The 24,428-nt window shown below is 63.3% G+C and carries 17 protein-coding genes; 10 read left to right on the top strand and 7 right to left on the bottom strand.

Going from position 1 to position 24,428, the window contains the following annotated elements:
* Positions 1-97 precede the first annotated feature (97 nt).
* The gene (locus JMY24_RS02875; protein WP_128595536.1) at positions 98-2,005 is read left to right on the top strand and encodes a propionate--CoA ligase; all 1,908 of its coding nucleotides are present in this window, start codon (positions 98-100) and stop codon (positions 2,003-2,005) included.
* Between the two features lie 119 nt (positions 2,006-2,124).
* Here JMY24_RS02875 and JMY24_RS02870 read toward each other — a convergent pair whose 3' ends face one another.
* Both JMY24_RS02870 and JMY24_RS02865 read right to left on the bottom strand, forming a co-directional pair.
* Positions 2,125-2,931, bottom strand: a complete 807-nt coding sequence (locus JMY24_RS02870) for a 5'-methylthioadenosine/adenosylhomocysteine nucleosidase (RefSeq protein WP_201701368.1) — start codon at positions 2,929-2,931, stop codon at positions 2,125-2,127.
* Positions 2,928-5,291: a UvrD-helicase domain-containing protein gene (locus tag JMY24_RS02865; protein ID WP_201701367.1), complete on the bottom strand. Its 2,364-nt coding sequence runs from the start codon at positions 5,289-5,291 to the stop codon at positions 2,928-2,930. Before JMY24_RS02865 ends, JMY24_RS02870 begins: the two co-directional genes overlap by 4 nt.
* Positions 5,292-5,478: 187 nt before the next feature.
* Between JMY24_RS02865 and JMY24_RS02860 the strand changes: the two genes are divergently transcribed.
* Together JMY24_RS02860 and galU are read left to right on the top strand one after the other, a co-directional pair.
* Positions 5,479-8,358, top strand: a complete 2,880-nt coding sequence (locus JMY24_RS02860; protein ID WP_128595539.1) for a valine--tRNA ligase — start codon at positions 5,479-5,481, stop codon at positions 8,356-8,358.
* 70 nt (positions 8,359-8,428) lie between these two features.
* Positions 8,429-9,310, top strand: coding sequence for a UTP--glucose-1-phosphate uridylyltransferase GalU (gene galU / locus JMY24_RS02855; protein ID WP_027776571.1), 882 nt, complete (start codon positions 8,429-8,431; stop codon positions 9,308-9,310).
* Positions 9,311-9,438: 128 nt separating this feature from the next.
* On the opposite strand, the gene JMY24_RS02850 is transcribed toward galU, so the two are convergent.
* The 4 genes from JMY24_RS02850 to JMY24_RS02835 form a co-directional block, all read right to left on the bottom strand.
* Positions 9,439-9,666 carry a sulfurtransferase TusA family protein gene (locus JMY24_RS02850; protein WP_029967676.1) on the bottom strand — a complete coding sequence of 76 codons (228 nt, stop codon included), beginning with the start codon at positions 9,664-9,666 and terminating at the stop codon, positions 9,439-9,441.
* A 132-nt stretch (positions 9,667-9,798) separates the two neighbouring features.
* Entirely contained in the window at positions 9,799-10,845 is a 1,047-nt protein-coding gene (locus JMY24_RS02845) for a Gfo/Idh/MocA family oxidoreductase (protein ID WP_128595540.1), read from the bottom strand.
* Entirely contained in the window at positions 10,842-11,861 is a 1,020-nt protein-coding gene (gene iolG / locus JMY24_RS02840; RefSeq protein ID WP_201701366.1) for an inositol 2-dehydrogenase, read from the bottom strand. Before iolG ends, JMY24_RS02845 begins: the two co-directional genes overlap by 4 nt.
* Positions 11,854-12,735 (bottom strand): MurR/RpiR family transcriptional regulator, encoded by an 882-nt coding sequence (locus tag JMY24_RS02835; protein ID WP_128595541.1) that lies wholly within the window; start codon positions 12,733-12,735, stop codon positions 11,854-11,856. Before JMY24_RS02835 ends, iolG begins: the two co-directional genes overlap by 8 nt.
* A 279-nt stretch (positions 12,736-13,014) precedes the next feature.
* On the opposite strand from JMY24_RS02835, the gene JMY24_RS02830 reads away from it, so the two are divergent.
* The 7 genes from JMY24_RS02830 to iolB all read left to right on the top strand — a co-directional run bounded on the left by JMY24_RS02830 (position 13,015) and on the right by iolB (position 22,097).
* Positions 13,015-14,061: a sugar ABC transporter substrate-binding protein gene (locus JMY24_RS02830; protein ID WP_088173537.1), complete on the top strand. Its 1,047-nt coding sequence runs from the start codon at positions 13,015-13,017 to the stop codon at positions 14,059-14,061.
* A gap of 140 nt (positions 14,062-14,201) precedes the next feature.
* On the top strand, positions 14,202-15,374 hold the full coding sequence (locus tag JMY24_RS02825) for an ABC transporter permease (protein WP_128585626.1): 1,173 nt from the start codon (positions 14,202-14,204) through the stop codon (positions 15,372-15,374).
* Between the two features lie 13 nt (positions 15,375-15,387).
* Positions 15,388-16,227, top strand: a complete 840-nt coding sequence (locus tag JMY24_RS02820) for an ATP-binding cassette domain-containing protein (protein ID WP_128585627.1) — start codon at positions 15,388-15,390, stop codon at positions 16,225-16,227.
* Between the two features lie 63 nt (positions 16,228-16,290).
* The gene (locus tag JMY24_RS02815) at positions 16,291-18,378 is read left to right on the top strand and encodes a bifunctional 5-dehydro-2-deoxygluconokinase/5-dehydro-2-deoxyphosphogluconate aldolase (RefSeq protein WP_236597306.1); all 2,088 of its coding nucleotides are present in this window, start codon (positions 16,291-16,293) and stop codon (positions 18,376-18,378) included.
* Positions 18,375-20,354, top strand: a complete 1,980-nt coding sequence (gene iolD / locus JMY24_RS02810; RefSeq protein WP_128595543.1) for a 3D-(3,5/4)-trihydroxycyclohexane-1,2-dione acylhydrolase (decyclizing) — start codon at positions 18,375-18,377, stop codon at positions 20,352-20,354. The genes JMY24_RS02815 and iolD overlap by 4 nt, the downstream gene beginning before the upstream one ends.
* Before the next feature lie 10 nt (positions 20,355-20,364).
* Positions 20,365-21,300, top strand: coding sequence for a myo-inosose-2 dehydratase (gene iolE / locus JMY24_RS02805; RefSeq protein WP_128595544.1), 936 nt, complete (start codon positions 20,365-20,367; stop codon positions 21,298-21,300).
* A complete protein-coding gene (iolB, locus tag JMY24_RS02800) occupies positions 21,297-22,097 on the top strand; it encodes a 5-deoxy-glucuronate isomerase (protein WP_128589997.1) in 801 nt (266 codons plus the stop codon). The genes iolE and iolB overlap by 4 nt, the downstream gene beginning before the upstream one ends.
* Positions 22,098-22,179: 82 nt before the next feature.
* Here the strand turns inward: iolB and JMY24_RS02795 are convergent, their stop codons facing one another.
* Positions 22,180-24,339: a hypothetical protein gene (locus tag JMY24_RS02795; RefSeq protein ID WP_128595546.1), complete on the bottom strand. Its 2,160-nt coding sequence runs from the start codon at positions 24,337-24,339 to the stop codon at positions 22,180-22,182.
* Positions 24,340-24,428: the final 89 nt, after the last annotated feature.

The raw sequence follows: 24,428 nt of genomic DNA, 5'->3' as shown, positions 1-24,428 counted from the left end.
GCTTGTGCCAAACGCCTCGCTCCGGCGCCGCGCGACGCGGCCGCAGCGCACGGCGACTCCACCTGTTTGCCACCCAGCATCCGAAGGATCGCCGCAGATGACCCGCTACCGCGACTTCCACCGCCGTTCGATCGAAAATCCCGACGCATTCTGGCGCGATGAGGCGCGGCGCATTCATTGGGAAACGCCGTTCGATACCGTGCTCGACCGCTCGAATCCGCCGTTTGCGCGGTGGTTCGTCGGCGGGCGCACGAATCTCTGTCATAACGCGGTGGACCGGCACCTCATCGAGCGTGCGCAGCAAAATGCGCTGGTGTATGTGTCGACGGAAACCGGCATCGAGCGGCGCTACACGTATGCCGAGCTGTACGCGGAAATCAATCGGATGGCCGCAGTGATGCGCTCGCTTGGCGTGAAGCGCGGCGACGTCGTGCTGCTCTATCTGCCGATGATCCCCGAAGCGCTCTTCGCGATGCTCGCCTGCGCGCGGCTCGGTGCGATTCACTCGGTCGTGTTCGGCGGATTCGCCGCGCCCAACCTGGCCGCCCGCATCGACGACGCCAAGCCGGTGCTGATCGTGACCGCCGACGCCGGCGCGCGCGGCGGCAAGGTGATCGACTACACGCCGCTCGTCGACGAGGCAATCGCGCGCGCAACTCACAAGACGGCGCGCGTGCTGCTGATCGACCGCCAGCTTGCGCCGGAGCGGCTCAACGCGAACTATCTGGTCGACTACGAACCGCTGCGCGAACAGTTCTTCGACGCGCATGTGCCCTGCGAATGGCTCGAGTCGAACGAGCCCTCGTATGTGCTGTACACATCGGGCACGACCGGCAAGCCCAAAGGCGTGCAACGCGACGTGGGCGGCTACGCGGTGGCGCTCGCGGCGTCGATGGAATACATCTTCGAGGGCAAAGCCGGCGACACGATGTTCACCGCGTCGGATGTCGGCTGGGTGGTCGGCCATAGCTATATCGTCTACGCGCCGCTGATTGCGGGGCTGACCACGGTGATGTACGAAGGCACGCCCATCCGTCCCGACGGCGGCATCTGGTGGCGCCTCGTCGAACAGCACAAGATCAATCTGATGTTCACCGCGCCGACCGCGCTTCGCGTGCTGAAGAAACAGGACCCGGCGCTGCTTAAAAACGCCGACCTGTCGAGCCTGCGCACGCTGTTCCTTGCCGGCGAGCCGCTCGACGAACCGACCGCCTCATGGATTGCCGGCGCGCTCGGCAAGCCCGTGATCGATAACTACTGGCAAACGGAAACCGGCTGGCCGATGCTCGCGATTCCGCGCGGCGTCGAAGCGCTGCCGACGAAGCTCGGCTCGCCGGGGGTACCGTCGGCCGGATTCAATTTATGCCTGCGCAATGAGCTGACGGGCGAGCCCTGCCCACCCGGCGAAAAAGGCGTGCTGACGCTGAATTACCCGTTGCCGCCGGGCTGCATGTCGACCGTCTGGGGGGACGACAAGCGCTTTGTCAGTACGTACTGGTCGAGCTTTCCGGACCAGCAGGTCTATTCGACCTTCGACTGGGGCATTCAGGACGAAGACGGTTACGTGACGATCCTCGGCCGCACCGACGACGTGATCAACGTCGCCGGGCACCGGCTCGGCACGCGTGAGATCGAGGAAGCCTTGTCGAGCCACGCGGCGGTTGCCGAAGTCGCCGTGGTCGGCGTCGCCGACTCGTTGAAGGGTCAGGCGGCGATGGCTTTCGTCGTGCTACGCGACGCGCAGGCTTACGCGGATGCCAACGCGCGCACGAAGCTGGAGGCGGAACTCACGGCGACGGTCGACCGTCAGCTCGGCGCGATTGCGCGGCCGTCGCGCGTGGTGATTGTGTCGATGCTGCCTAAGACGCGCTCGGGCAAGTTGCTGCGTCGGGCTATCGCCGCACTCGCAGAAGGGCGCGAGCCGGGCGAACTGCCGACTATCGAAGATCCGGCCGCGTTGCAGCAGGTGCGCGAGGGGTTGAGTGAGTCGTCAGGGAACGGGTGATGAGGGACAAGGGCTTCATTAGGTTTGGTTTGGGCAATTCGCCGTCACCGTATGCGCCTGGCGCTGGCAACGTGCCCTTTACGCGTCCCCCACGCCGCTAGCCGACGCCTCGCTTGAACTCAACCCACGCTGCGCGCCAGCAGAAAGCGCGTGAGGATCGCGTTCGAATAAGCGCCCGCGATCTCGGTGAGAAACGAGACGAACGAGGCCGGCGCGTGGTCGTCAGCGGTATCGGAGATAGTGCGTACAACCGCGCACGGCACGCCGTATTCGTGACAGACCTGCGCGATCGCCGCACCTTCCATCTCGACGGCGAGCGCGTCCGGCAATGCTTCGCGCAACGCCTTGACGCCCGCCGCGCTCGCCACGAACTGATCGCCGCTGATAATCAGCCCGCGATGCACGCGCGGCTCCCTCGTGCCGAAACGCGCCGCCGAGGCAGCCCCTTCGTCGGCGACAAAACGCTCGCACGCGGCGGCTAGTTGCGCGGCCAACGTGACATCGGCCGCGAAGCGCGACACGCCTAGCAGCGGCACTTCGAAACGCGGAAACAACGGCGACGCGTCCAGATCATGTTGCAACAACGCATTGGCCACGACGATGTCGCCAACTCGCACCTCCGCGCCCACACCGCCGGCGACGCCGGTGAACACGACAGCCTCGACATCGAATGCATGGATCAATGCGCTGACCGTTGCCGCCGCCGCGACCTTGCCGACGCGCGCGAGCGTCACGACGCATGGCGCGCCGTGGACCGTGCCTAGGTGATAGTCGCGCTGGCCGTGCGTGACGGTGCGCACGCCGGATTCCGCGCGCATCGCCTCGATCAGGTCGCCGAGTTCCTGCGGCAAGGCCGCGAGTATGCCGAGCGGTCTGTGCGACGACGCGGCCAGCGCTGCGTCACGGCCCGCGCTTGCCGCGCTCATTCGACCGCCTGCAGTTTGGCGACCGCGAGCGCGAGCCACTTCTCGCCGTGGCGCTTGAACTTGACTTGCGCCTTCGCGTCGGCGCCGCCGCCTTCCAACGCGGTGATCGTGCCTTCGCCGAACTTGGTGTGAAACACCTGCTGGCCGACGCGGAAGCCCGCCTCCGCCGCGCGTTGCTCGTTAGCGAAGGCCGGCAACGGCGCGGCCGTCGTCGACGCCCCGCCGCCGTACCCCTGCTGACGGTCGGGCCGGGCGAACCAGTCGCGCCCATAGCCCGCGTTGTCCGAGCGGCCGCCCCAGCGCGCGCCCGCCTCGACTTTCGGCGTGAGCCACTTGAGCGTTTCCTGCGGCAATTCGTCGAAGAAACGCGAGCGAATGTTGTAGCGCGTCTGGCCGTGCAGCATCCGGCTTTGCGCGAACGACAAATAGAGGCGCTCCTTCGCGCGCGTGATGGCCACGTACATCAGACGGCGCTCTTCCTCTAGCCCGTCGGACTCCATTGCGCTGTTCTCGTGCGGAAACAGCCCCTCTTCGAGACCCGTGATGAACACGGCCGTGAATTCCAGGCCCTTGGCCGCGTGTACCGTCATCAGTTGTACGGCTTCCTGGCCGGCTTGCGCCTGGTTGTCGCCCGCTTCGAGCGACGCGTGCGACAGGAAGCCGGCGAGCGGCGTCATCGTGTCCGGGTTTTGCGCGGGGTCGGCGATGCCGGGCGCGTCGAGCACTACGGTGTTCGGGTCGTCGGTCGCGACGGCCAGTTCGGGCGCGGCGGTGGCCCCCGGACGCAGCGGGATGGAGCGCGCGGGCGTGTCCATGCCGTAGCCCTCTTCGCTGACGAACGCGGCGGCAGCGTTGACGAGTTCCTGCAAGTTCTCGAGCCGGTCCTGACCTTCGCGCTCGTTCTGATAGAAGTCCGCCAGGCCGCTTGCGCGGACCACGTACTCGACGGTTTCCGGCAAGCTCATCTGCTGCGTGTCCGCGCGCATCTTGCCGATCAGGTTCGCGAAGCTCGCAAGACTGGAGCCCGCCTTGCCGGCGACATACGGAATCGCCGCTGCCATCGAGCAGTTATACAGGCGCGCCGCGTCCGCGAGCTGCTCGATCGTGCGCGCGCCGATGCCGCGCGTGGGGAAATTGACGACGCGGGCAAACGCGGTGTCGTCGTTCGGATTGTCGATCAGACGCAGATACGCGAGCGCGTGCTTGACTTCCTGGCGCTCGAAAAAGCGCAAGCCGCCATACACGCGATACGCGATGCCCGCATTGACGAGCGTGTGCTCGATCGTTCGCGACTGCGCGTTGCTGCGGTAGAGAATCGCGATTTCGCTGCGCGACGTGCCGGTGCTGATCAGCGCCTTGATTTCCTCGACGATCCAGCCTGCTTCCTGCGAATCCGTCGCGGATTCATAAACACGGACCGGTTCACCATGACCTGCGTCGGTGCGCAAATTCTTGCCGAGACGCCGCGAATTGTTCGCGATCAACTGATTGGCCGCGTCGAGAATATGGCCGTGCGAGCGGTAATTCTGCTCGAGCTTGATCAGATGCCGGACATTGAACTCGTGTTCGAAGTCGCGCATGTTGCCGACGTTGGCGCCGCGGAACGCGTAGATCGACTGGTCGTCGTCGCCGACAGCGAAGATCGAATTCGTCTGGCCCGCGAGCAGCTTCAGCCACGCGTATTGCAGCTTGTTCGTGTCCTGGAACTCGTCGACGAGAATGTGCTTGAAGCGCGCCTGATAGTGCGCGCGCAGCGGCGGATTGTGCGCGAGCAGTTCATAGCAGCGCAGCAGCAGTTCCGGAAAGTCGACCACGCCTTCGCGCTGGCACTGCTGGTCATAGGCTTCGTAGAGTTCGACGAACTTGCGGTTGAAATTGTCGGTTGCGTCGACATCTTTCGGGCGCAGCCCTTGTTCCTTCGCGTTGTTGATGAAGTACTGGAGATTCTTTGCCGGGTACTTTTCGTCGTCGATGTTCAGGCCCTTCATCAGACGCTTGATCGCGGACAGCTGGTCGGCGGTATCGAGAATCTGGAAGGTGGCGGGCAAACCGGCATCGCGATGATGCGCGCGCAGCATCCGGTTGCACAGGCCGTGGAAGGTGCCGATCCACATGCCGCGCGTGTCGATGGGCAAAAGCGCCGACAGGCGCGACATCATTTCGCGCGCGGCCTTGTTGGTGAAGGTCACGGCCAGAATGGTGGCGGGCGACGCAAGCCCGTGCTGGATGAGCCACGCGATGCGTGTGATGAGCACGCGGGTTTTGCCGCTGCCCGCGCCGGCGAGAATGAGCGCGGGCTCGTTGGGGAGCGTGACGGCGGCGTGTTGTTCGGGGTTGAGATTGGCTAGCAGATCGGGCATTTTTTCGGAGGGACGGCGGGGTGTTCGTCATTATATGCCCCGGCGGGGGCTTGCTTTTTTTGCCTGCACGGCGGGGTGGTTTGGTCTCGTCGATTCGAATCCTCGAAACCAAAAACCCCAAAACCAGAGCCGCGCCCCGGCGCCCTTTATAATCGAACATTCTCCGCATTCACCAGCCGATCGACCCATGAGCGACACCCCGAGCGACACCTCCTCCACCCTTGCCAAAAGCTTCGAGCCGCACACCATCGAAGCCCACTGGGGCCCCGAATGGGAAAAGCGCGCCTACGCGGCGCCCTCTTTCGACGGGAACAGGAAAGACTTCTCGATCCAGTTGCCGCCGCCGAACGTCACGGGCACCCTCCACATGGGCCACGCGTTCAACCAGACCATCATGGACGGCCTCGCCCGCTATCACCGCATGCTCGGCGAGAACACGCTGTGGGTGCCGGGCACCGACCACGCGGGTATCGCCACGCAGATCGTCGTCGAACGGCAACTGGACGCACAAGGCGTGTCGCGCCACGATCTCGGCCGCGAAAAATTCGTCGAACGCGTCTGGGAATGGAAGCAGGAATCCGGCTCGACCATCACGAACCAGGTGCGGCGCCTCGGCGCGTCGATCGACTGGTCGCGCGAATACTTCACGATGGACGACAAAATGTCGGCCGCCGTGCGCGACGTGTTCGTGCGCCTTTATGAACAGGGCCTGATCTATCGCGGCAAACGCCTCGTCAACTGGGACCCGGTGCTGCTCACCGCCGTCTCCGATCTCGAGGTGGTCAGCGAGGAAGAAAACGGCCACCTGTGGCACATCCAGTACCCGCTCACCGACGGCTCCGGCCATCTGACGGTCGCGACCACGCGTCCTGAAACCATGCTCGGCGACACCGCCGTGATGGTGCATCCGGAAGACGAGCGCTACGCGCATCTGATCGGCAAGACCGTCACGCTGCCGCTGTCGGGCCGCGAAGTGCCGATCATCGCCGACGACTACGTCGACCGCGAATTCGGCACGGGCGTCGTCAAGGTCACGCCCGCGCACGATTTCAACGACTATCAGGTCGGCCTGCGCCACAAACTGCCGCAAATCGAGATCCTCACGCTCGACGCGAAGATCAACGGCAACGCGCCGGAAAAATACCGCGGCCTCGACCGTTTCGAAGCCCGCAAGCAGGTCGTCGCCGACCTCGAAGCGCTCGGCGCGCTCGAATCGGTCAAGCCGCACAAGCTGATGGTGCCGCGCGGCGACCGCACGGGCGTCGTGATCGAGCCGATGCTGACCGACCAGTGGTTTGTCGCGATGAGCAAACCGGCGCCTGAAGGCACGTTCAATCCGGGCAAATCGATCGCCGAAACCGCGCTCGACGTAGTCCGCAGCGGCGAAATCAGATTCGTGCCGGAAAACTGGACAACCACGTACTACCAGTGGCTCGAGAACATCCAGGACTGGTGTATCTCGCGCCAGCTCTGGTGGGGTCATCAGATTCCCGCGTGGTACGGCGAAAATGGCGAGATTTTCGTCGCGATGACCGAGGAAGGCGCGCACGCAAAAGCGGCGCAAGCCGGCTACACGGGCCCGCTCAAACGCGACGAAGACGTGCTCGACACGTGGTTTTCGTCCGCCCTCGTGCCGTTTTCGTCGCTCGGCTGGCCGAACGAAACGCAGGAACTGAAGCACTTCCTGCCGTCGTCGGTGCTGGTTACGGGCTTCGACATCATCTTCTTCTGGGTCGCGCGCATGGTCATGATGACCACGCACTTCACGGGCAAGGTGCCGTTCGACACGGTCTACGTGCACGGTCTCGTGCGCGACGCCGAAGGTCAGAAAATGTCGAAGAGCAAGGGCAATACGCTCGATCCGATCGATATCGTCGACGGCATCGGCCTTGACGCGCTCGTCGCCAAACGCACCACCGGCCTCATGAACCCGAAGCAGGCCGCGTCGATCGAAAAGAAAACCCGCAAGGAATTCCCGGACGGCATCCCGGCGTTCGGCACGGACGCGCTGCGCTTCACGATGGCGTCGATGGCCACGCTCGGGCGCAACGTCAACTTCGATCTCGCACGCTGCGAGGGCTATCGCAATTTCTGCAACAAGCTGTGGAACGCCACCCGTTTCGTGCTGATGAATTGCGAAGGTCACGATTGCGGTTTCGGCAAGCCGGAACAGTGCGGCGAATGCGGGCCGGACGGCCACCTGAACTTCTCGTCGGCGGATCGCTGGATCGTGTCCCGCCTGCAACGCGTCGAAGCCGAGATCGCCAAGGGTTTCGCCGACTATCGCTTCGACAATGTGGCCAACGCCCTATACAAGTTCGTTTGGGACGAATACTGTGACTGGTATCTCGAACTCGCCAAGGTTCAGATCCAGACGGGTCAGCCGAACCAGCAGCGCGCCACACGGCGCACCCTGCTGCGCGTGCTCGAGACGGTGTTGCGCCTCGCGCACCCGGTGATTCCGTTCATCACCGAGGCGTTGTGGCAGAAAGTTGCACCGTTGGCCGGGCGTTATCCCGCGGGCAAGGCCGAGGGCGAAGCGTCCATCATGGTGCAGCCGTACCCCGTTGCCGAGATGTCGAAGCTCGACGAAGACGCGGAGCAATGGGCGGCCGACCTGAAAGCAGTGATCGATGCGTGCCGGAATCTGCGCGGCGAAATGAATCTGTCGCCGGCGGTCAAGGTGCCATTGCTCGCTACCGGCAACGCGGAGCGCCTGCGCACCTTCGCTCCGTACGCCCAGGCATTGGCCCGTTTGTCGGAAGTGCAGATCATTGCCGACGAGGCCGCACTAGACGCGCAAGCAGATGGCGCGCCAATTGCTATTGTAGGCAGTGACAAGCTCGTGCTGAAGGTCGAGATCGACGTCGCGGTCGAGCGCGAGCGTTTATCGAAGGAGATTGCGCGGTTGAGCACGGAAATCGTCAAGTGCAATGCCAAACTGCAGAACGAAAGTTTTGTCGCCAAGGCGCCGCCTGCAGTCGTCGAACAGGAGCAGAAAAGGCTGGCGGAATTCGAAGCGACTGTCGGCAAGCTGAAGGCGCAGTTCGCGCGCTTGCCGGCCTGATCGACGCTCCACGCCCGCCCGCGCGGCGGGCACGGACAGATAGCTAAACCAGAGGACTCAGGGTAATCACATGCTAAAAGTTACAAAGGCAGTATTTCCGGTAGCAGGTCTTGGCACCCGGTTCCTCCCTGCCACGAAGGCAAGCCCGAAGGAAATGCTGCCGATCGTCGACAAGCCGCTGATCCAGTACGCGGTGGAAGAAGCCATGGCGGCCGGCATCACCGAAATGATCTTCGTCACGGGCCGCAGCAAACGGGCGATCGAAGACCACTTCGATAAGTCATATGAAATCGAAGCCGAGCTGGAAGCGCGCGGCAAGGACAAGCTCCTGGAACTCGTGCGCAGCATCAAGCCGAGCCATGTGGACTGCTTCTACGTGCGTCAGCCGGAAGCGCTCGGCCTCGGCCACGCCGTGCTGTGCGCGGAGAAACTTGTGGGCGACAACCCGTTCGCCGTGATTCTCGCAGACGACTTGCTGTACGGCACGCCGCCTGTCATGACGCAAATGATCGAGGTGTTCGACCACTATCACAGCTCGGTGATCGGCGTCGAAGAGATCCCAGCCCAGGAAACCAAGTCGTACGGTATTGTCGACGGCAAGGAGTGGGAAGACTCGATCATCAAGATGTCGGGCATCGTCGAAAAGCCGGAACCAAGCGTCGCACCGTCGAATCTCGGCGTGGTGGGCCGCTACGTGCTCAAACCGCGTATCTTCGATCACATCCGCTCGATCAAGCCGGGCGCCGGCGGCGAACTGCAACTCACGGACGCGATCCAGTCGCTGCTCGCCGACGAACAGGTTCTCGCGTACAAGTACCACGGCACGCGTTTCGACTGCGGCAGCAAGCTCGGTTATCTGAAGGCAACGGTCGAGTTCGCGCTGCGCCACCCCGAAGTGGCCGCAGATTTTGACGAATATCTGCGTACGCGTTCGCCGGTTCTGGAAGGCTAACGCCTCTGCGAGATGCCTTGAATCCCTGGGCATCTCGCAAAAGTCAAAAAGGCGCTGTGCTCCGCTTTCGCGGGCACAGCGCCTTTTGTTTCAGTGCGTGCGTCTGAGTGGGTCTGAATGCGTGCGCGTCAGCGGCGCTTCATCAGAAACGTAAAGACTTTGTCGTGCGACGAACTCTCGACGATCTCATTGCCGGTCTGCTTCGCGAACGCGGCGAAATCGCGCTGCGAGCCGGGGTCGGTGGCGAGCACCTTGAGAATCTGACCGCTTTCCATATCGGCGAGCGCCTTCTTGGCGCGCAAGATGGGCAGCGGGCACATCAGCCCGCGCGCATCGACTTCCTTATGAATCTGAATTTGCATCGACGATGACCTTCGGGACTAGGCGTCGTTCGCGACGCCGGACAGAGGGTCAAATTCTACCGCAGCCTTCGCCGCCTTGCCGGCGCAGGCACCGCGCGCATCGCCGTCCAACCAGCAATATCGGCGCTACAGCGTTACCGCCTGCCCGCTTTGCAGCGACTGCCGCAACGCATTGCCGATGCGGGTTGCTTCCAGCGCGTCGGCGAGCGTCGCACCCGCTTGCACGGTCGATCCCGCCCCGCCCTGCACCGACGCGACGAACGCGCGCGCCTCCTGCAGAAACGCCTCTTCGAAGCGATCGAAGAAACTCGGCGTGCACTCGTTGCGAATGCCCGCAGCGTCGTATATCTCCACACGGTTCGCGCGCGGATTATGTCCGATCGCGAGCGCGCCGGCCGTGCCGATCACTTCGCTGTGCGTGTCGTTGCCGTGGGCCTGGGTCCGCGACGCGTAGAACATGGCGAGCTTGCCGTCCTCAAATTCGCAGATCGCCACGCCGTTATCCACATCGCCGAACTCGCGCAGGCCTTCGTGCAGCGCGACGGCGCCCGCCGCGAACACGCGTTTCGCACGCGGCTTGCCGAGCAGCCAGCGCGCGACGTCGATATCGTGCACCGTGCAGTCCAGGAAAATGCCGCCGGAAGTTGCCGCGAAGCGCACGAAGAAACCGTCGGTATCGTTCTTGTCGGCGGTTTGCGAGCGCACGAGAAACGGCCGCCCTATCTTGCCCGCTTCGATCTTGTCGAACGCGTCCTTGTAGCTCGGATCGAAACGCCGCATGAAGCCGATCGTCGCCTGCAGATGCGGGTACCGCGCGGCCTCTTGCAACACCCGCTCGCACTCGGCCAGATCGAGCGACAAAGGCTTTTCGCAGAACACGTGTTTGCCGGCGCGCAAAGCGTCAACGATCTGCTGCGCGTGCAGCGACGACGGCGTGACGAGCCACACGGCGTCCACGTCCTTGTCGTCTAGCAGTTGCGCGTAGTCATCGTAAAGGCGTGGCGAGGGCAAAGTGTCGCGCGCCCATGCCCGCTCCTCTTCGAGCGGGCTGCAAGCAGCAACCAGTTCCGCGCCCGGCACGCGATACGCGAGGTTCTCAGCGTGACGTTTGCCAAGCCGCCCGAGGCCGACCACGCCCAGACGCAGCCGCCGCGTTGCCGCTGCCGCACTCATCGCGCGGCCTCGCCGAGCTTCACTGCACGCCCCTCGCGCCATGAGCGCGTGGCGGCCTCGGCGAGTTCCAGCGCTTTCAAACCGTCCGCCACCGTGGTACGCACCGGCTTGCCTAGCGTGACCGCCTCGAAGAAATGCGCGATTTCGAGCGCATAAGCCGCGCGATAACGTTCAAGGAAGAACGCTTCGGGCACGTCGCTCGACACTTGCGTCCTGGAGTATGCCGTGACTTGCGTGGGCCGCACGTTGCCCGCCTGCAGCATCCCCGCGCTGCCGAGCACTTCGAAGCGCTGGTCGTAGCCGTAGGCCGCGCGACGCGCGGTGTTGATCTGGCACAGACGGCCGCGCTTCGTGCGGATCGTCACCGCGGTCGAATCAATGTCGCCCGCTTCCGCGATTGCCGGGTCGCTCAGACAACTGCCGGTGGCGTGCAGCGTGTCCGCTTCGTCGTCGAGAATCCAGCGGAAGATGTCGAAGTCGTGAATCAGCATGTCCTTGAAGATTCCACCCGAATGGCGGATGTAGTCCACCGGCGGCGCGCCTGGATCGCGGCTCGTCACGACAAGCATTTCCGGCGTGCCGATCTCGCCCGCATCGAGGCGCGCCTTCAACGCGGAGAACGTCGGATCGAAGCGGCGCTGAAAGCCGATCATGCACACCACGCCCGCGCGCTCGACGGCATCGGCACATGCTCGCGCGCGCTCCAGCGTCAAGTCGACCGGCTTCTCGCAGAAAACATGTTTTTTCTGAGCGGCCGACTTCATGATCAGATCGGCATGCGTGTCGGTGCTCGAACAGATCACCGTGGCGCCGACGGACGCGTCGCCCATCGCGCCGTCGATATCGGCCACTTTGGCGCCATGCGCGGCAGCCAGCGCCGCGGCCGCCTCGCTATTCACATCGACTACATATTTCAGCCGCACGCCCGGTTGCCGCGCGAGATTGGCCGCGTGAATCTTGCCGATGCGGCCCGCGCCGAACACCGCGACGTCGATCGGTTTTGCTGCGTCAGTCATCGTATCCTCCAGTGTCTTTCGATTCTTCTACGTTTAATTCGAGCTTGTACGCAAGCGCGATGAAGAGCGCCTGGCACAGGCAGATCGTGCTGGTCAGCGAGCGGAACGCGAACGCGCTGCCCTCTTTCACATACAGTTGAGTACTCGCGTAACGCGCTAACGGCGATAGTTGGCTGTCCGTAATAACCAGCGTCTTCGCCTGATGATGATGCGCGACCCGCAGGCAATACTGTGTTTCCTTCGCATAAGGCGCGAAGCTGATCGCGATCACCACGTCGCCCTTTTTCACGCTGCGAATCTGCTCGCGGTACATGCCGCCGAAACCCGATACGAGGTGCACGCGCTTGGGCGTGTGCTGCAACGCATAGACGATGTAGCTCGCCACCGGAAACGAGCGCCGCACGCCGATCACATAGATGTTGTCCGCCTGTTGCAGCATCTTCACGGCGGCGTCGAACTGCTTGTCGTCGAGCCCCGCTTCGAGTTCTTCAAGCCCGCCGCGCGAAGCCGCGATGAACTCGCGTGCGACCGCGCCGCCGGACAACGCACCGGGCTTCTCATCGATGAGCTTGCGAATGCGCTGCTGATAACTTGGCGACGACGCACCCTGCCCTGTATACGCCTGACGAAACACCGCCTGCAAATCGGAGAAGCCGGAGAAACCAAAGCGCTGCGCAAATCGCACGACCGCCGACGGATGCACGCCGCAGCTCGCGGCGATGTCGCTCGTGCGATCCACCATCACGCTCGAACGATGCTGCTCGATATACGTCGCGACACTTTTCAACTGACGCGGCAGCGCCTCGTAGTTGTCCGCGATGCGCTGCATCAATTCTTCGACGCTCGGCAATTCTTCGGTGCTCTCTTCCGCCATGGTTCTCTCTTCGGGGCTTTACTGCACTGCGGCAGGCGCTTTCCGAGCTGCGCTGCACAGGCTGCTGACGTTGCCGATTATAGGCAGCGCACCGCATAAATGGAACGTATTTTCCATTTTTATCTATGGTGAAATTTCCATTGCACGTCACTCGAAGATGACCTAATCTTGGTCGTGAGCGATGGTGCTTCGGCGATCTTGCGTAACGCATTCGCTGCTGCGTTGCGTACCGTCCGCCACACGCTCCTTCAATAACGACAGACCGAGAAAGGTGGAGACATGAGACTTTGCAAGGGCAAGGCTACGCTCAGGATTCTGGTGACGGCTTTGACGTTGGCGACGGGATTCGGAGCGGCCTCGGCCGCCCGCGCGGCTGACGCTCATTTCGTGCTGATCAGCCACGCGCCGGACTCCGATTCGTGGTGGAACACGATCAAAAACGCCATCAAGCAGGCCGACGAGGACTTCAACGTCGAGACGGACTATCGCAATCCGCCGAACGGTGACATCGCCGATATGGCGCGTCTCGTCGAACAGGCCGCAGCGCGCAACTACGACGGCGTGATTGTCACCATCGCCGATTTCGACGTGCTGAAGAGCTCTATCAACAAAGTCACCGCCAAGAAAATCCCGCTTGTCACGATCAACTCGGGCACCGAGGAACAAAGCGCGCAACTCGGCGCAATCATGCACATCGGTCAGCCGGAATACGTCGCCGGCAAGGCGGCAGGCGAGAAGGCGAAAGCAGCCGGCGTGAAGTCGTTCCTGTGCGTGAACCACCTTGCGACCAACACGGTTTCGTTCGACCGTTGCCGCGGTTTTGCCGAAGCGCTCGGCGTCGACTACAAGTCTTCCACGATCGACTCCGGCCAGGACCCGACCGAAATTCAATCGAAAGTCAGCGCCTATTTGCGCAACCATCCGAACACCGGCGCCATTCTCACGCTCGGACCGACGCCGGCCTCGGCCACGCTGAAAGCAGTGCAGCAAATGGGCCTGAACGGCAAAATCTACTTCTGCACCTTCGACTTCTCCGACGACATCGCGAAGGCGATCCAGAACGGCACGATCCAGTTCGCGATCGATCAGCAGCCGTATCTGCAGGGCTACATTCCGGTCGCCGTGCTGGCCATCGTGAAGAAAGAGCACACCACCGACCCCGCGAAGATCCGTCAGATTCTCGAAGCGAATCCTAAATTCAAGGCACGGCTTGCCACTTACGGTCTGGCGCCCTCGTATGGGCCGAAGAACATTCGCTCCGGACCGGGCTTCATCACGAAAGAAAACCTCGACAAGGTCATCAAGTACGCAGGGCAGTACCGCTGATTCTTTTCTCTAGCTAGTCACGCGCGCGGCGGGCAACGCTCCCGCCGGGCGGCTTCGCCGCCAGCGCGCATTTCACCGGCTGTCGTTCCCGCAACGCATTCCCGCTTGCCCGGACACACAGCCGGCTCCAAGGAGACATCATGGGTGTAGCCGGCAAGCACTTTCCACCTCACGTCGACCCGAATAGCGCCGCTTCGCATAATGCTGCGTCGCGCCCTGAAACGGACGGGCGCGACGAGCGCGTGCGCAAGGAATCGTGGTTCGGTCATTTGCTGAACCGCCCCGAGTTCGCCGCGATCTCCGGCGCAGTGCTGGTGTTTCTTGTCTTCGCGTTGACTGCCGGCGGGTCCGGCATGTTCAATCTCGACGGCGTGATGAACTGGTCGCAGGTGTCCGCTTATCTCGGCATTCTTTCCGTGGGCGCGTGCCTCCTGATGATCGCCGGTGAGTTCGACCTGTCGATCGGCTCGATGATCGGCTTTGCCGGCATGATGGTCGCGATTCCCACGGTGTATTTTCACTGGCCGATCTCGCTCGCGATTCTCTTTGCATTCGTCGGCTCGATGTTGCTGGGGGCGCTCAACGGCTATCTCGTGATGCGCACGCGCCTGCCGTCGTTCATCGTCACCCTCGCCTTTCTTTTTATTCTGCGCGGCCTCACGCTTGCACTGTCGATTCTGTTCGCGGACCGCACCATCGTCTCCGGCGTGGGCGATCTTGCACAACAGGACTGGCTCGCCAATACGCTCTTTCACGGCGTTGCGCTGCAGGGTCTCTTCACGATGCTCGCGCATCACGGCATAGGCACCCTGCTCGATAACGGCCACGCGCTCGTGCCCGGAATTCCGAAAGTAATTCTATGGTGGTTCGGTCTCGCCGCGATCTGCGCATTCGTCCTCGCGAAAACGCGCGCGGGCAACTGGATTCTCGCAGTGGGCGGCGATGCCAACGCGGCAAAGAACGTCGGCATTCCGGTGCGTCGCGTGAAGATCCTGCTCTTCGTGCTGACTGCGTTCTGCTCGTGCCTGTTCGCGGTGCTGCAAGTGTGCGATATCGGCTCGGCTGCCGCGGACCGCGGCTTGCAGAAGGAGTTCGAGGCGATCATCGCGGCGGTGATCGGCGGAACGTTGTTGACGGGCGGCTATGGCTCGGTGATCGGCGCATGTTTCGGCGCGTTGATTTTCGGCGTCGTGCAAATCGGCATCACCTATACGAATGTGAGCTCCGACTGGTTCCGCGTATTCCTCGGCGTGATGCTGCTCATCGCCGTGCTGTTCAATCACTATGTGCGCCGTCGCGTCGCGCAATCGTAACGAGGAGACGCACATGTCCGATACGAACACTGTGACGAACGAAATCAATCTGCCGGGCGCCGCGCCGCAGGACGACGTGATCCTCGCTCTCGAGAACGTCAACAAATACTTTGGAAAAGTAATCGCGCTAAGCGGCGTGACCTTGCGCCTGAAACGCGGCGAAGTGCATTGCCTGCTCGGCGACAACGGCGCGGGCAAGTCGACGCTGATCAAGACCCTGGCTGGCGTACATCAACCGTCGTCGGGCCAGTATCTCGTCGACGGCAAGCCCGTGCTGTTCGAGTCGCCTAGAGACGCGCTCGATCTCGGCATTGCGACCGTCTATCAGGATCTCGCGCTCGTGCCGCTGCTCTCCGTCGCGCGCAATTTTTTCATGGGACGCGAGCCGCAAAAGAAACTGTTCGGCTTCCTGAATGTGATGGATCTCGAAACGAGCGCGACAACGGCCCGCGACAAGCTCGCAGAAATGGGCATCAACGTGCGCGATCCGCATCAGCCGATCGGCACGATGTCAGGCGGCGAAAAACAGTGCCTTGCGATTGCGCGTGCCATCCATTTCGGCGCACGTGTGCTGATCCTCGACGAGCCGACCGCCGCGCTCGGCGTCAAGCAGAGCTTCAATGTGCTGAAGCTGATCCACAAGGCGCGCGCGAAAGGCATCTCGGTGATCTTCATCACGCACAACGTGCATCACGCGTATCCGATCGGCGATTCGTTCACGCTGCTCAATCGCGGCAAATCGCTCGGTACGTTCACGAAAGAGACGATCACCAAGGACGAAGTGCTCGACATGATGGCGGGCGGTGCCGAGATGCAAAAGATGATAGGCGAACTAGAAGGCGCAACGATCTGATTCATTCGCGCGGCGGCTGCCGCTGTGGCACCGCTCGCCGCGCTCCGTCATTCAGGGACATTCATGGCTCATTCCAGTACATTCAGCGGCACGCCGGCGCAGCACCCGGGCGGGACCGCCGGCGCGTCCGGCGCGTTTGGCATGTCCGGCTCCGACGCCGGCAGCCGCTTCGCGCCGGGCCGCAGCCGCGACATCGTGTGTCTTGGCCGGCTCGCCGTCGATCTGTACGCGCAGCAGGTCGGCGCGCGGCTCGAGGACGTGTCGAGCTTCGCGAAGTATCTCGGCGGGTCGTCGGCGAACATTGCGTTCGGCTGCGCGCGGCTCGGACTTGCATCGGCCATGCTCGCACGCGTGGGCAACGACCACATGGGCCGCTTTCTCACCGAGACGTTGACGAAGGAAGGCTGCGATGTAAGCCATGTGCGCGTCGATCCCGACCGATTGACCGCGCTCGTGCTGCTCGGCCTGAAGGATCGCGATACGTTCCCGCTGATCTTCTATCGCGAGAATTGCGCGGACATGGCCGTGGACGAAGCGGATTTCGACGAGGCGTTTATCGCGTCGTCGAAAGCGCTGCTGATTACCGGCACGCACTTCTCGACCGAACAGGTGAACCGCACGAGCCGCCGCGCGCTCGATTACGCACGGCGCAACCAGGTGCGTACCGTTCTCGACATCGATTATCGCCCTGTGTTATGGGGCCTCACGGGTAAGGCGGACGGCGAAACGCGCTTTGTTGCAAGCGAAGGCGTCACCGCGCATTTGCAGCGCATCCTGCCGTTGTTCGACCTCGTGATCGGCACCGAGGAAGAATTCCGCATTGCCGGCGGCAAAAGCGATCTCGTCGACGCACTGGCAATGGTGCGCGCGGTCACAGCGGCCACGCTCGTGCTCAAGCGCGGACCGATGGGCTGCCAGATCATCGACGGCGAAGTGCCCGCCTTGCTCGACGACGCGCCGGTTCACGGCGGCGTGGAAGTCGAAGTGCTGAACGTGCTCGGTGCCGGCGACGCGTTCGCTTCCGGCTTTCTCTCCGGATGGTTGCGCGATCAACCGCTCGACGCCTGCGCGCGTGCCGCCAATGCCAGCGGTGCACTCGTCGTTTCGCGCCACGCGTGCGCGCCGGCCATGCCGACGCCCGCTGAACTCGACTACTTTCTACGCGAGGCGAAGGCCGATCCCGAGCGTATGCGCCGCCCCGACCGCGACGCGACATTGGCGCGCCTGCATCGCGTGACGCCCGCGCGCAAGCAGTGGGACGAGGTGCTCGGCTTCGCGTTCGATCATCGGAATCAGTTCTTTGAACTCGCGCAGCAGAGCGGCGCAAGCGAAGCACGCATCGCCCAGCTCAAAGGCCTGTTCGTCGACGCGGTCGCGCAGACCGAAAGCGCATTAGGCCTGCAAGGCCGCATTGGCGTGCTGATCGACAGCCGCTATGGCCAGGACGCGCTGAACGCAGCGACGGGCCGCGGCTGGTGGATCGGCCGCCCGGTGGAGTTGCCCGGCTCGGTGCCGCTCGTGTTCGACCATGGCCGCTCGGTCGGCACGACGCTCGTGCCATGGCCGCAGGAACACGTTGTGAAGTGCCTCGTGCAATTCCACCCCGACGAACCTGTCGAACAGCGCCTCGAACAGGAAGCCCAATTGCGCGCGCTGTATGACGCGACGCAAGCAAGCGGTCACGAGTTGCTGCTCGAAGTCATCCCGCCGAAGCACGCGAACTTGCCGCAGGGGCCCGACATCGTGTATCGCGCGTTGAAGCGGCTTTATAACATCGGCATCTATCCCGAGTGGTGGAAGCTCGAGCCGATGGACGCGGCGCAATGGCGCAACGTCGACGCGCTGATCGCCGAGCGCGACCCGTATTGCCGGGGCGTCGTGCTGCTCGGTTTGTCGGCGGGCGTCGAGCAGTTGAACGAGGGCTTTCGCGCGGCGGCGCGCTCGTCGACGTGTCGCGGTTTCACCGTGGGCCGCACGATCTTCCACGAGCCGAGTCATGCGTGGCTTGCAGGAGAAATCGGCGACGACGAATTGATTGCGCGCGTGCGCCGCACCTTCGAAACGCTAATCGCATCATGGCGCGCGGCGTGCGACACCGCCGCCTCCGAACGAGGCGCGAACAATCGTGTTCATCAGGAGCAGGCTGCATGAATCAGCGCGTGTTACATCATGGACATGACGAAGCGGCATCGGCGGGCGTCGTAGCCACAGGGACCACCATCCGCCTGACCACCGCGCAGGCGCTCGTGCGCTATCTCGCCGCGCAGCGTGTCGCAACCGAAGACGGCCTGGGAACAGAACCGATCTTCGGCGGCGTGTTCGCGATCTTTGGTCACGGCAACGTCGCCGGCATGGGCGAAGCGCTGTATCAGCATCGCGACGAATTGCCGACGCTGCGCGCCCATAACGAACAGGCGATGGCACACAGCGCGATCGCGTATGCAAAGGCGCACTTTCGCCGACGCATGATGGCGGTCACCACGTCGATCGGGCCAGGCGCTACCAATCTGCTGACCGCAGCCGCGCTCGCGCATGTGAACCGTCTGCCGGTGCTGCTGTTGCCGGGCGACATCTTCGTGTCGCGGGCGCCCGACCCGGTTCTGCAACAGGTGGAAGATTTCCACGATGGCGGCGTTTCCGCGAACGACGCGTTCAAGCCCGTGTCGCGCTACTTCGATCGCATCGTGCATCCCGCGCAACTGCTGAGTGCACTGCCGCGCGCACTGCGCGTGCTCACCGACGCCGCGTCGTGCGGGCCGGTCACGCTTGCGTTGCCGCAAGACGTGCAGGCGCAAGCGTGGGACTTCCCTGCCGACTTCTTTGCCCCGCGCATGGTGACGTTCTATTCGCCCGCACCCCGCGTCGACGAGATCGACGCTGCTATCGTGCGTTTGCAGCGCGCGAAGCGCCCGTTGATCGTTGCGGGCGGCGGCGTGCTCTACGGCCGTGCGACCGATGCGTTACAACGCTTTGCCGCCACGCACGGCATTCCGGTCGCGGAGACACAAGCCGGCAAGGGCTCGCTTGCATGGGACGATCCACTGAACGTTGGCGCGCTGGGCGTGACCGGCTCGCCTGCAGCCAACGCGCTCGCCCGCGATGCCGATTGCGTGCTCGCGCTGGGCACGCGCTTGCAGGACTTCACGACCGGCTCGAATACGCTGTTCACGCAAGCGGACGTGATCGGCATCAATGCGAATGCTTTCGACGCCCTCAAGCATCGCGCTCAAGTAGTCGAGGCGGATGCGCGTCTCGCGCTCGACGCGCTCGCCGAACGTCTGCAAGACTGGCAGGCGGATCGCGCGTGGACCTCACGCGCGCACCAACTCGCCGCAGGCTGGCGCGACACGGTGCATACCCTCACGCACGCGCCGCAACCAGATTCCGTGCTGCCTTACGAGGGCGATGTGATCGGCGCCGTGCAACGTTCAAGCACGAATTCACCGGCAAACGACATCGTCGTGTGCGCGGCCGGCACCTTGCCCGGGGAATTGCATAAGCTATGGCGCGCCGGAACTCCAGGCGCCTATCACGTCGAATATGGCTACTCGTGCATGGGCTATGAGATCGCCGGCGGACTCGGCGCGAAGCTTGCGCGGCCCGAGCGTGAAGTGATCGTGATGGTGGGCGACGGCAGTTATCTGATGATGAACAGCGAGATCGCCACGTCGGTGATGCTCGGCGCAAAGCTGATTGTCGTGGTGCTCGACAATCGCGGGTACGGTTGCATCAATCGCCTGCAACAGGCATGCGGCAGTGCGCCGTTCAACAATCTGCTCGAAGACAGCATGCAGGGTCCGCTCGGTGCGCCGCACATCGACTTCGCCGCGCATGCCCGCGCACTCGGTGCGCGGGCGGAACACGTGGCGAACGTGGCGGAACTGGAAGCCGCGCTGCAGCGCGCGCGCTCGGCGGACAGGACCTACGTGATCAGCATCGACACCGATCCGGCCCGCACGACGAGCGACGGCGGCTGGTGGTGGGAAGTCGCCGTGCCCGAAGTATCGCCGCGAGCGAGCGTGCGCGACGCGCGAGCCAACTACGACGCGCAGATCGCGGCGCGCGATAAACCGCCCGCTTCGAATGGCGGCGGCAGCGGCAACAACAGCGACCAGGCCAACGATTGAGGACGCACGCATGACAGCTTTCAACGTACGCATCGGCATCAACCCGTTGTCGTGGATGAACGACGATCTGCCTTCGCTCGGCGGCGAGACGCCGCTCGAATTAGCGCTCACCGAGGGCCGCAAGATCGGCTATCAGGGGTTCGAACTCGGCAACAAGTTTCCGCGTGAACCGCAGGCATTGAAGACGCTGCTCGCGCAATACGATCTCGCGCTCGTGTCCGGCTGGTACTCGGGACGTCTCGCGCGGCGCAGCGTCGAAGAGGAAATCGCCGAGGTCGGCCCGCATCTCGAACTGCTCGCGCAAAACGGCGCTACGGTCATGGTGTACGGCGAAGTGGCGGATTCTATTCAGGGCGCGCCAAGGCCCTTGTATCAACGGCCACGCTTTTTCAGCGACGCGCAGTGGGCCGCCTACGCCGCACGCGTCGACGAATTCGCGCGCTACACGCTAAGCCGCGGCGTGCGGCTTGCGTACCATCATCATATGGGTGCGTATGTCGAAACGCCGGCCGACGTCGATCAGCTGATGTCACGCACGAGCGACGCAGTCGGCCTGCTGTTCGACGCCGGGCACATCACCTTCGCAGGCGGCGATCCGCTCGCCGTGCTCGACAAACACATCGGCCGGGTGTGTCATGTGCATTGCAAGGACGTGCGCCCTGCCGTGATGAAACTCGCGCGCAATCGCAACTGGAGTTTTCTCGACGCGGTGATCGCCGGCGCTTTCACGGTGCCGGGCGACGGCGCAGTCGATTTCCCGTCGATCATCGCGCGTCTGAAGCGGCATGGCTATTCGGGCTGGCTCGTCGTGGAGGCGGAACAGGACCCGGTCGTGGCGCCGTCGTTCGAGTATGCGCAGAAAGGCTTTCAAACATTGCGTGCGTTGGTCGATGCCCCGCTCGACACTCGGGGCGACAGCCATGGCACCACGCAGGAGGCAGCATGAGTCTATTAGTGAAGGCGCAGCGCGAAGGCCAGACAATCGCGCGAGTAACACCGGCATCGGCGTGCTGGCGGTATGTCGGTTTCGCCGCTTACCGTCTTGGCACGAGTGAAGTCGTGTACGTGCAGGAGCCGTCGCGCGAAGTGTGCATTGTCGTGCTCACGGGCTCGGTGGATATCGAAACTGCCGACATCAAATGGAGTTCGCTCGGTTCGCGCGACAGCGTATTCGAAGATGCCGCGCCTCACGCGGTCTATTTGCCGCCGGGCGTGCGCGCCACCGTGCGTGCATGCCGCGATGCCGAGATCGGCGTAGCGAGCGCGCCTGCGAAAGGCGAGCTGCCCGCACGTCTGATCGAGCCGTCTTCGATGAAGCGCTCGACGCGCGGAAAAGGCCTTAATACGCGATACGTATGCGACATTCTTCCGCAAACAGAGCCGGCCGAATCGCTGCTGGTGGTTGAAGTGCGAACGCCTGGCGGACACGCGTCGAGCTATCCGCCGCACAAGCACGACACCGACAACGTGCCTCACGAGAGTTCGCTCGAAGAGACGTACTACCATCGGTTGAATCCGCCGCAAGGCTTTGCGTTTCAACGCGTGTACACCGATATGCGCGACATCGACGAATCAATGGCCGTCGAAGACCACGATGTCGTGATGGTGCCGCGCGGCTATCATCCGGTCGTCGTGCCGTATGGCTACGACTCGTATTATCTGAACGTCATGGCAGGCGCTCAACGTGTCTGGCATTTCCGCAACGACCCGGCGCACGAGTGGATCATCAACAAGGAAGATTGAGCCGCGCGACGTTGCCTCGCGCAAGGAGCGAGGCTACGCCACGCAACACCAACCAGGCGACTCGCGCGATGCCAAAGCCCGATCATTTGCCTCGCACAGCGAGATCCACTTCGAGCCCCCCGTTGCTGTCCATTTTCACCGTGCCCTTTGCAACGTCCCTGCGATAGCCGTATAAATCGAACTTCATCGCGCCGGCGTTCGAACTGTCCTTGATGAACGTTCGCGCATTCGTGACGAGCGAATTGAACATCTTCACGTCGCCGGATTCGATCCATACATAACTTTTTGCCGCGTTGACCACGTTTCCCGGCGGCCGTGCGGGCGCGACGCCGGTCTCGCGCTTGAACTTCAGTACGAGACCTTCGTCGGTCACGGTCGCGCTTGCAAGACGCCCTTGCAACACGGGCGGCGGAAACACCGTGTACTGATCGAACACGAGTTCGTTGCCTTCGAGCGCGACGCCTTTGCGCGCAAATGGCGTCAATGAAGCGAGCGGAATGTCGAGTGCGCGCAGCAGCCTGGCTTGAGGCACGCCAAGCACCTTCACCGACGAAGGTTCGTACACGAGGTGCCGCTCATCTCTCGCGACGATGGTGCCGCTCATCGTCGTGGGCAACCACACGCCGGGAAAGTGATTCCACAACTTGATGCCGCCCGTAACTTGGAGCTTGCCGTCCACCGGCTTCAACTGCAGATCGTTGAGCGAGCGCGGCTCGTAATCGAGCAGGTAGTCGTTGAAGAGCGCCGCCATTGCCGGCCACGGCTCGACCACTTCCCCGCTGATGATGTGTATGTCGTACTGTCCCGGATCGTCGAGGTCGACAGGCTCGCCCGGCGTCTTCGGAATCATCTGCGCATCGAGCGATCGCACATGAAAGCCGAGGCGCCCAGCCACGTAGAAGTCGACGTTTTCGACATGTATCAACGACGCATGGCCGGATGAATGACGTTCGTCGCCGGGTGTAGGGGTTCGAGTCCCCTCCCTTGCACCAGAGAACGCCCTGCGCATGCTGACAGGAACAACACGCGCCGCCGACGCGCTTTGCGACTCCTGCTGCACGCGTCGCCACCCGAGCCGCGCCTGAGCAAGCGAGGCCTGCTGCGCGCGAATCAAGCTGTCGTTAAAGCGCGCGCTAGCGCTGCCGATGGACAGCGGCGGCTCTTTCGCGGCACTCACGAGCGTCGTGTACGAAGGCAGATGCACGGCGAGTGCGCCCGCTTCGTCGAAGGTGAAATAGCCTGCGGCCATCTGCTCGCGATAGTGGTATAGATCGAGCACGAACGGCGCGCCCGCGTCGATAGGCGTGAGCGCCATGTCGATGTTCATCGGCATCGAGCGCATGAATTTGACGTCCCCGCCTTCCATCAGCATGCCGCGCGCGGGCATGTTCGCAGGCCAGTCGATCTTCGACACCGAGCCGTCGTCGAGCATGAAGCGCACGCCCGCCGCGCTCGTGTCGAGCTTCGCTATCCTCAAGTGAAGCGCGGGCGGCGGCGTCAGTTTCGCGACCTGCATGACGACGTCGTCGCCGTCGAGCCGCGCTATCGGCGTATCGACCTTCAACAGATCGGCCATCCTGACGTGCGCGGCCTGCATCAACCTGTCGGCGGCCACGCCTGCGACCTCGACGTGATCGGCATGGAACACGAGTTCGTCGGCGCTGCGCATCGATAGAGAACCGGACAGCACGATCGGTACCCACGTATCGCGACGCATCTCGCCGGTAATGCGCATGCTGCCGCCGTCTTGCGGCATGACACGCATGTTGCGCAGCGGCGAGCCTCGATACTGGAACAGATAGCGGTTGAAGATTGCGGTGAGCTTCGCGCTGTCGAGCGTCACCTCGCCGCGATGAACGTCGATGCTCAGGCTAGTCGGGTCGTCGAATACGATCGGCTCTCCTGGCCGCGACGGAACCAGCGTCGCGGCCATGTCGTGAATCATGAAGCCGATGTCGCCCGTCACGCGAAAGTCGACGTCGCGCGCGAACATCAGCGAACCGTCGATGCCCGAGTCGCGAAGCGTGAGCGCGCGGCTGCGCTTTGTGCTGAGGCCGCTCGCCACCGGCACCCGCGCAGCGATGCTTTGCTCGAAGGAGAGCTGTTTGGCCTTCGCGGTTTCGATAGCAGGCCGCGGCGAGGATGCGGCCGGTGCGTCGGAACCCGTTTTGTCTCGCGAGGCCTGCATAGTCGCCGACTCCGCCTGATTCGCCGTCGAACTGGCGTCGGCACAAGCGCACATCAGCAGAGCCGCGAGCAGCACCGTGGCGCCAGCGCCAAGCGGCGCTCGCCATCCACGCCGGTTCGGCACCCGCGAGCAATATGCGTATG

Source organism: Paraburkholderia kirstenboschensis (assembly GCF_904848585.1).
In the GTDB taxonomy this organism is placed as follows: domain Bacteria; phylum Pseudomonadota; class Gammaproteobacteria; order Burkholderiales; family Burkholderiaceae; genus Paraburkholderia; species Paraburkholderia kirstenboschensis.
This window is presented reverse-complemented; position numbering and strand designations above follow the sequence as displayed.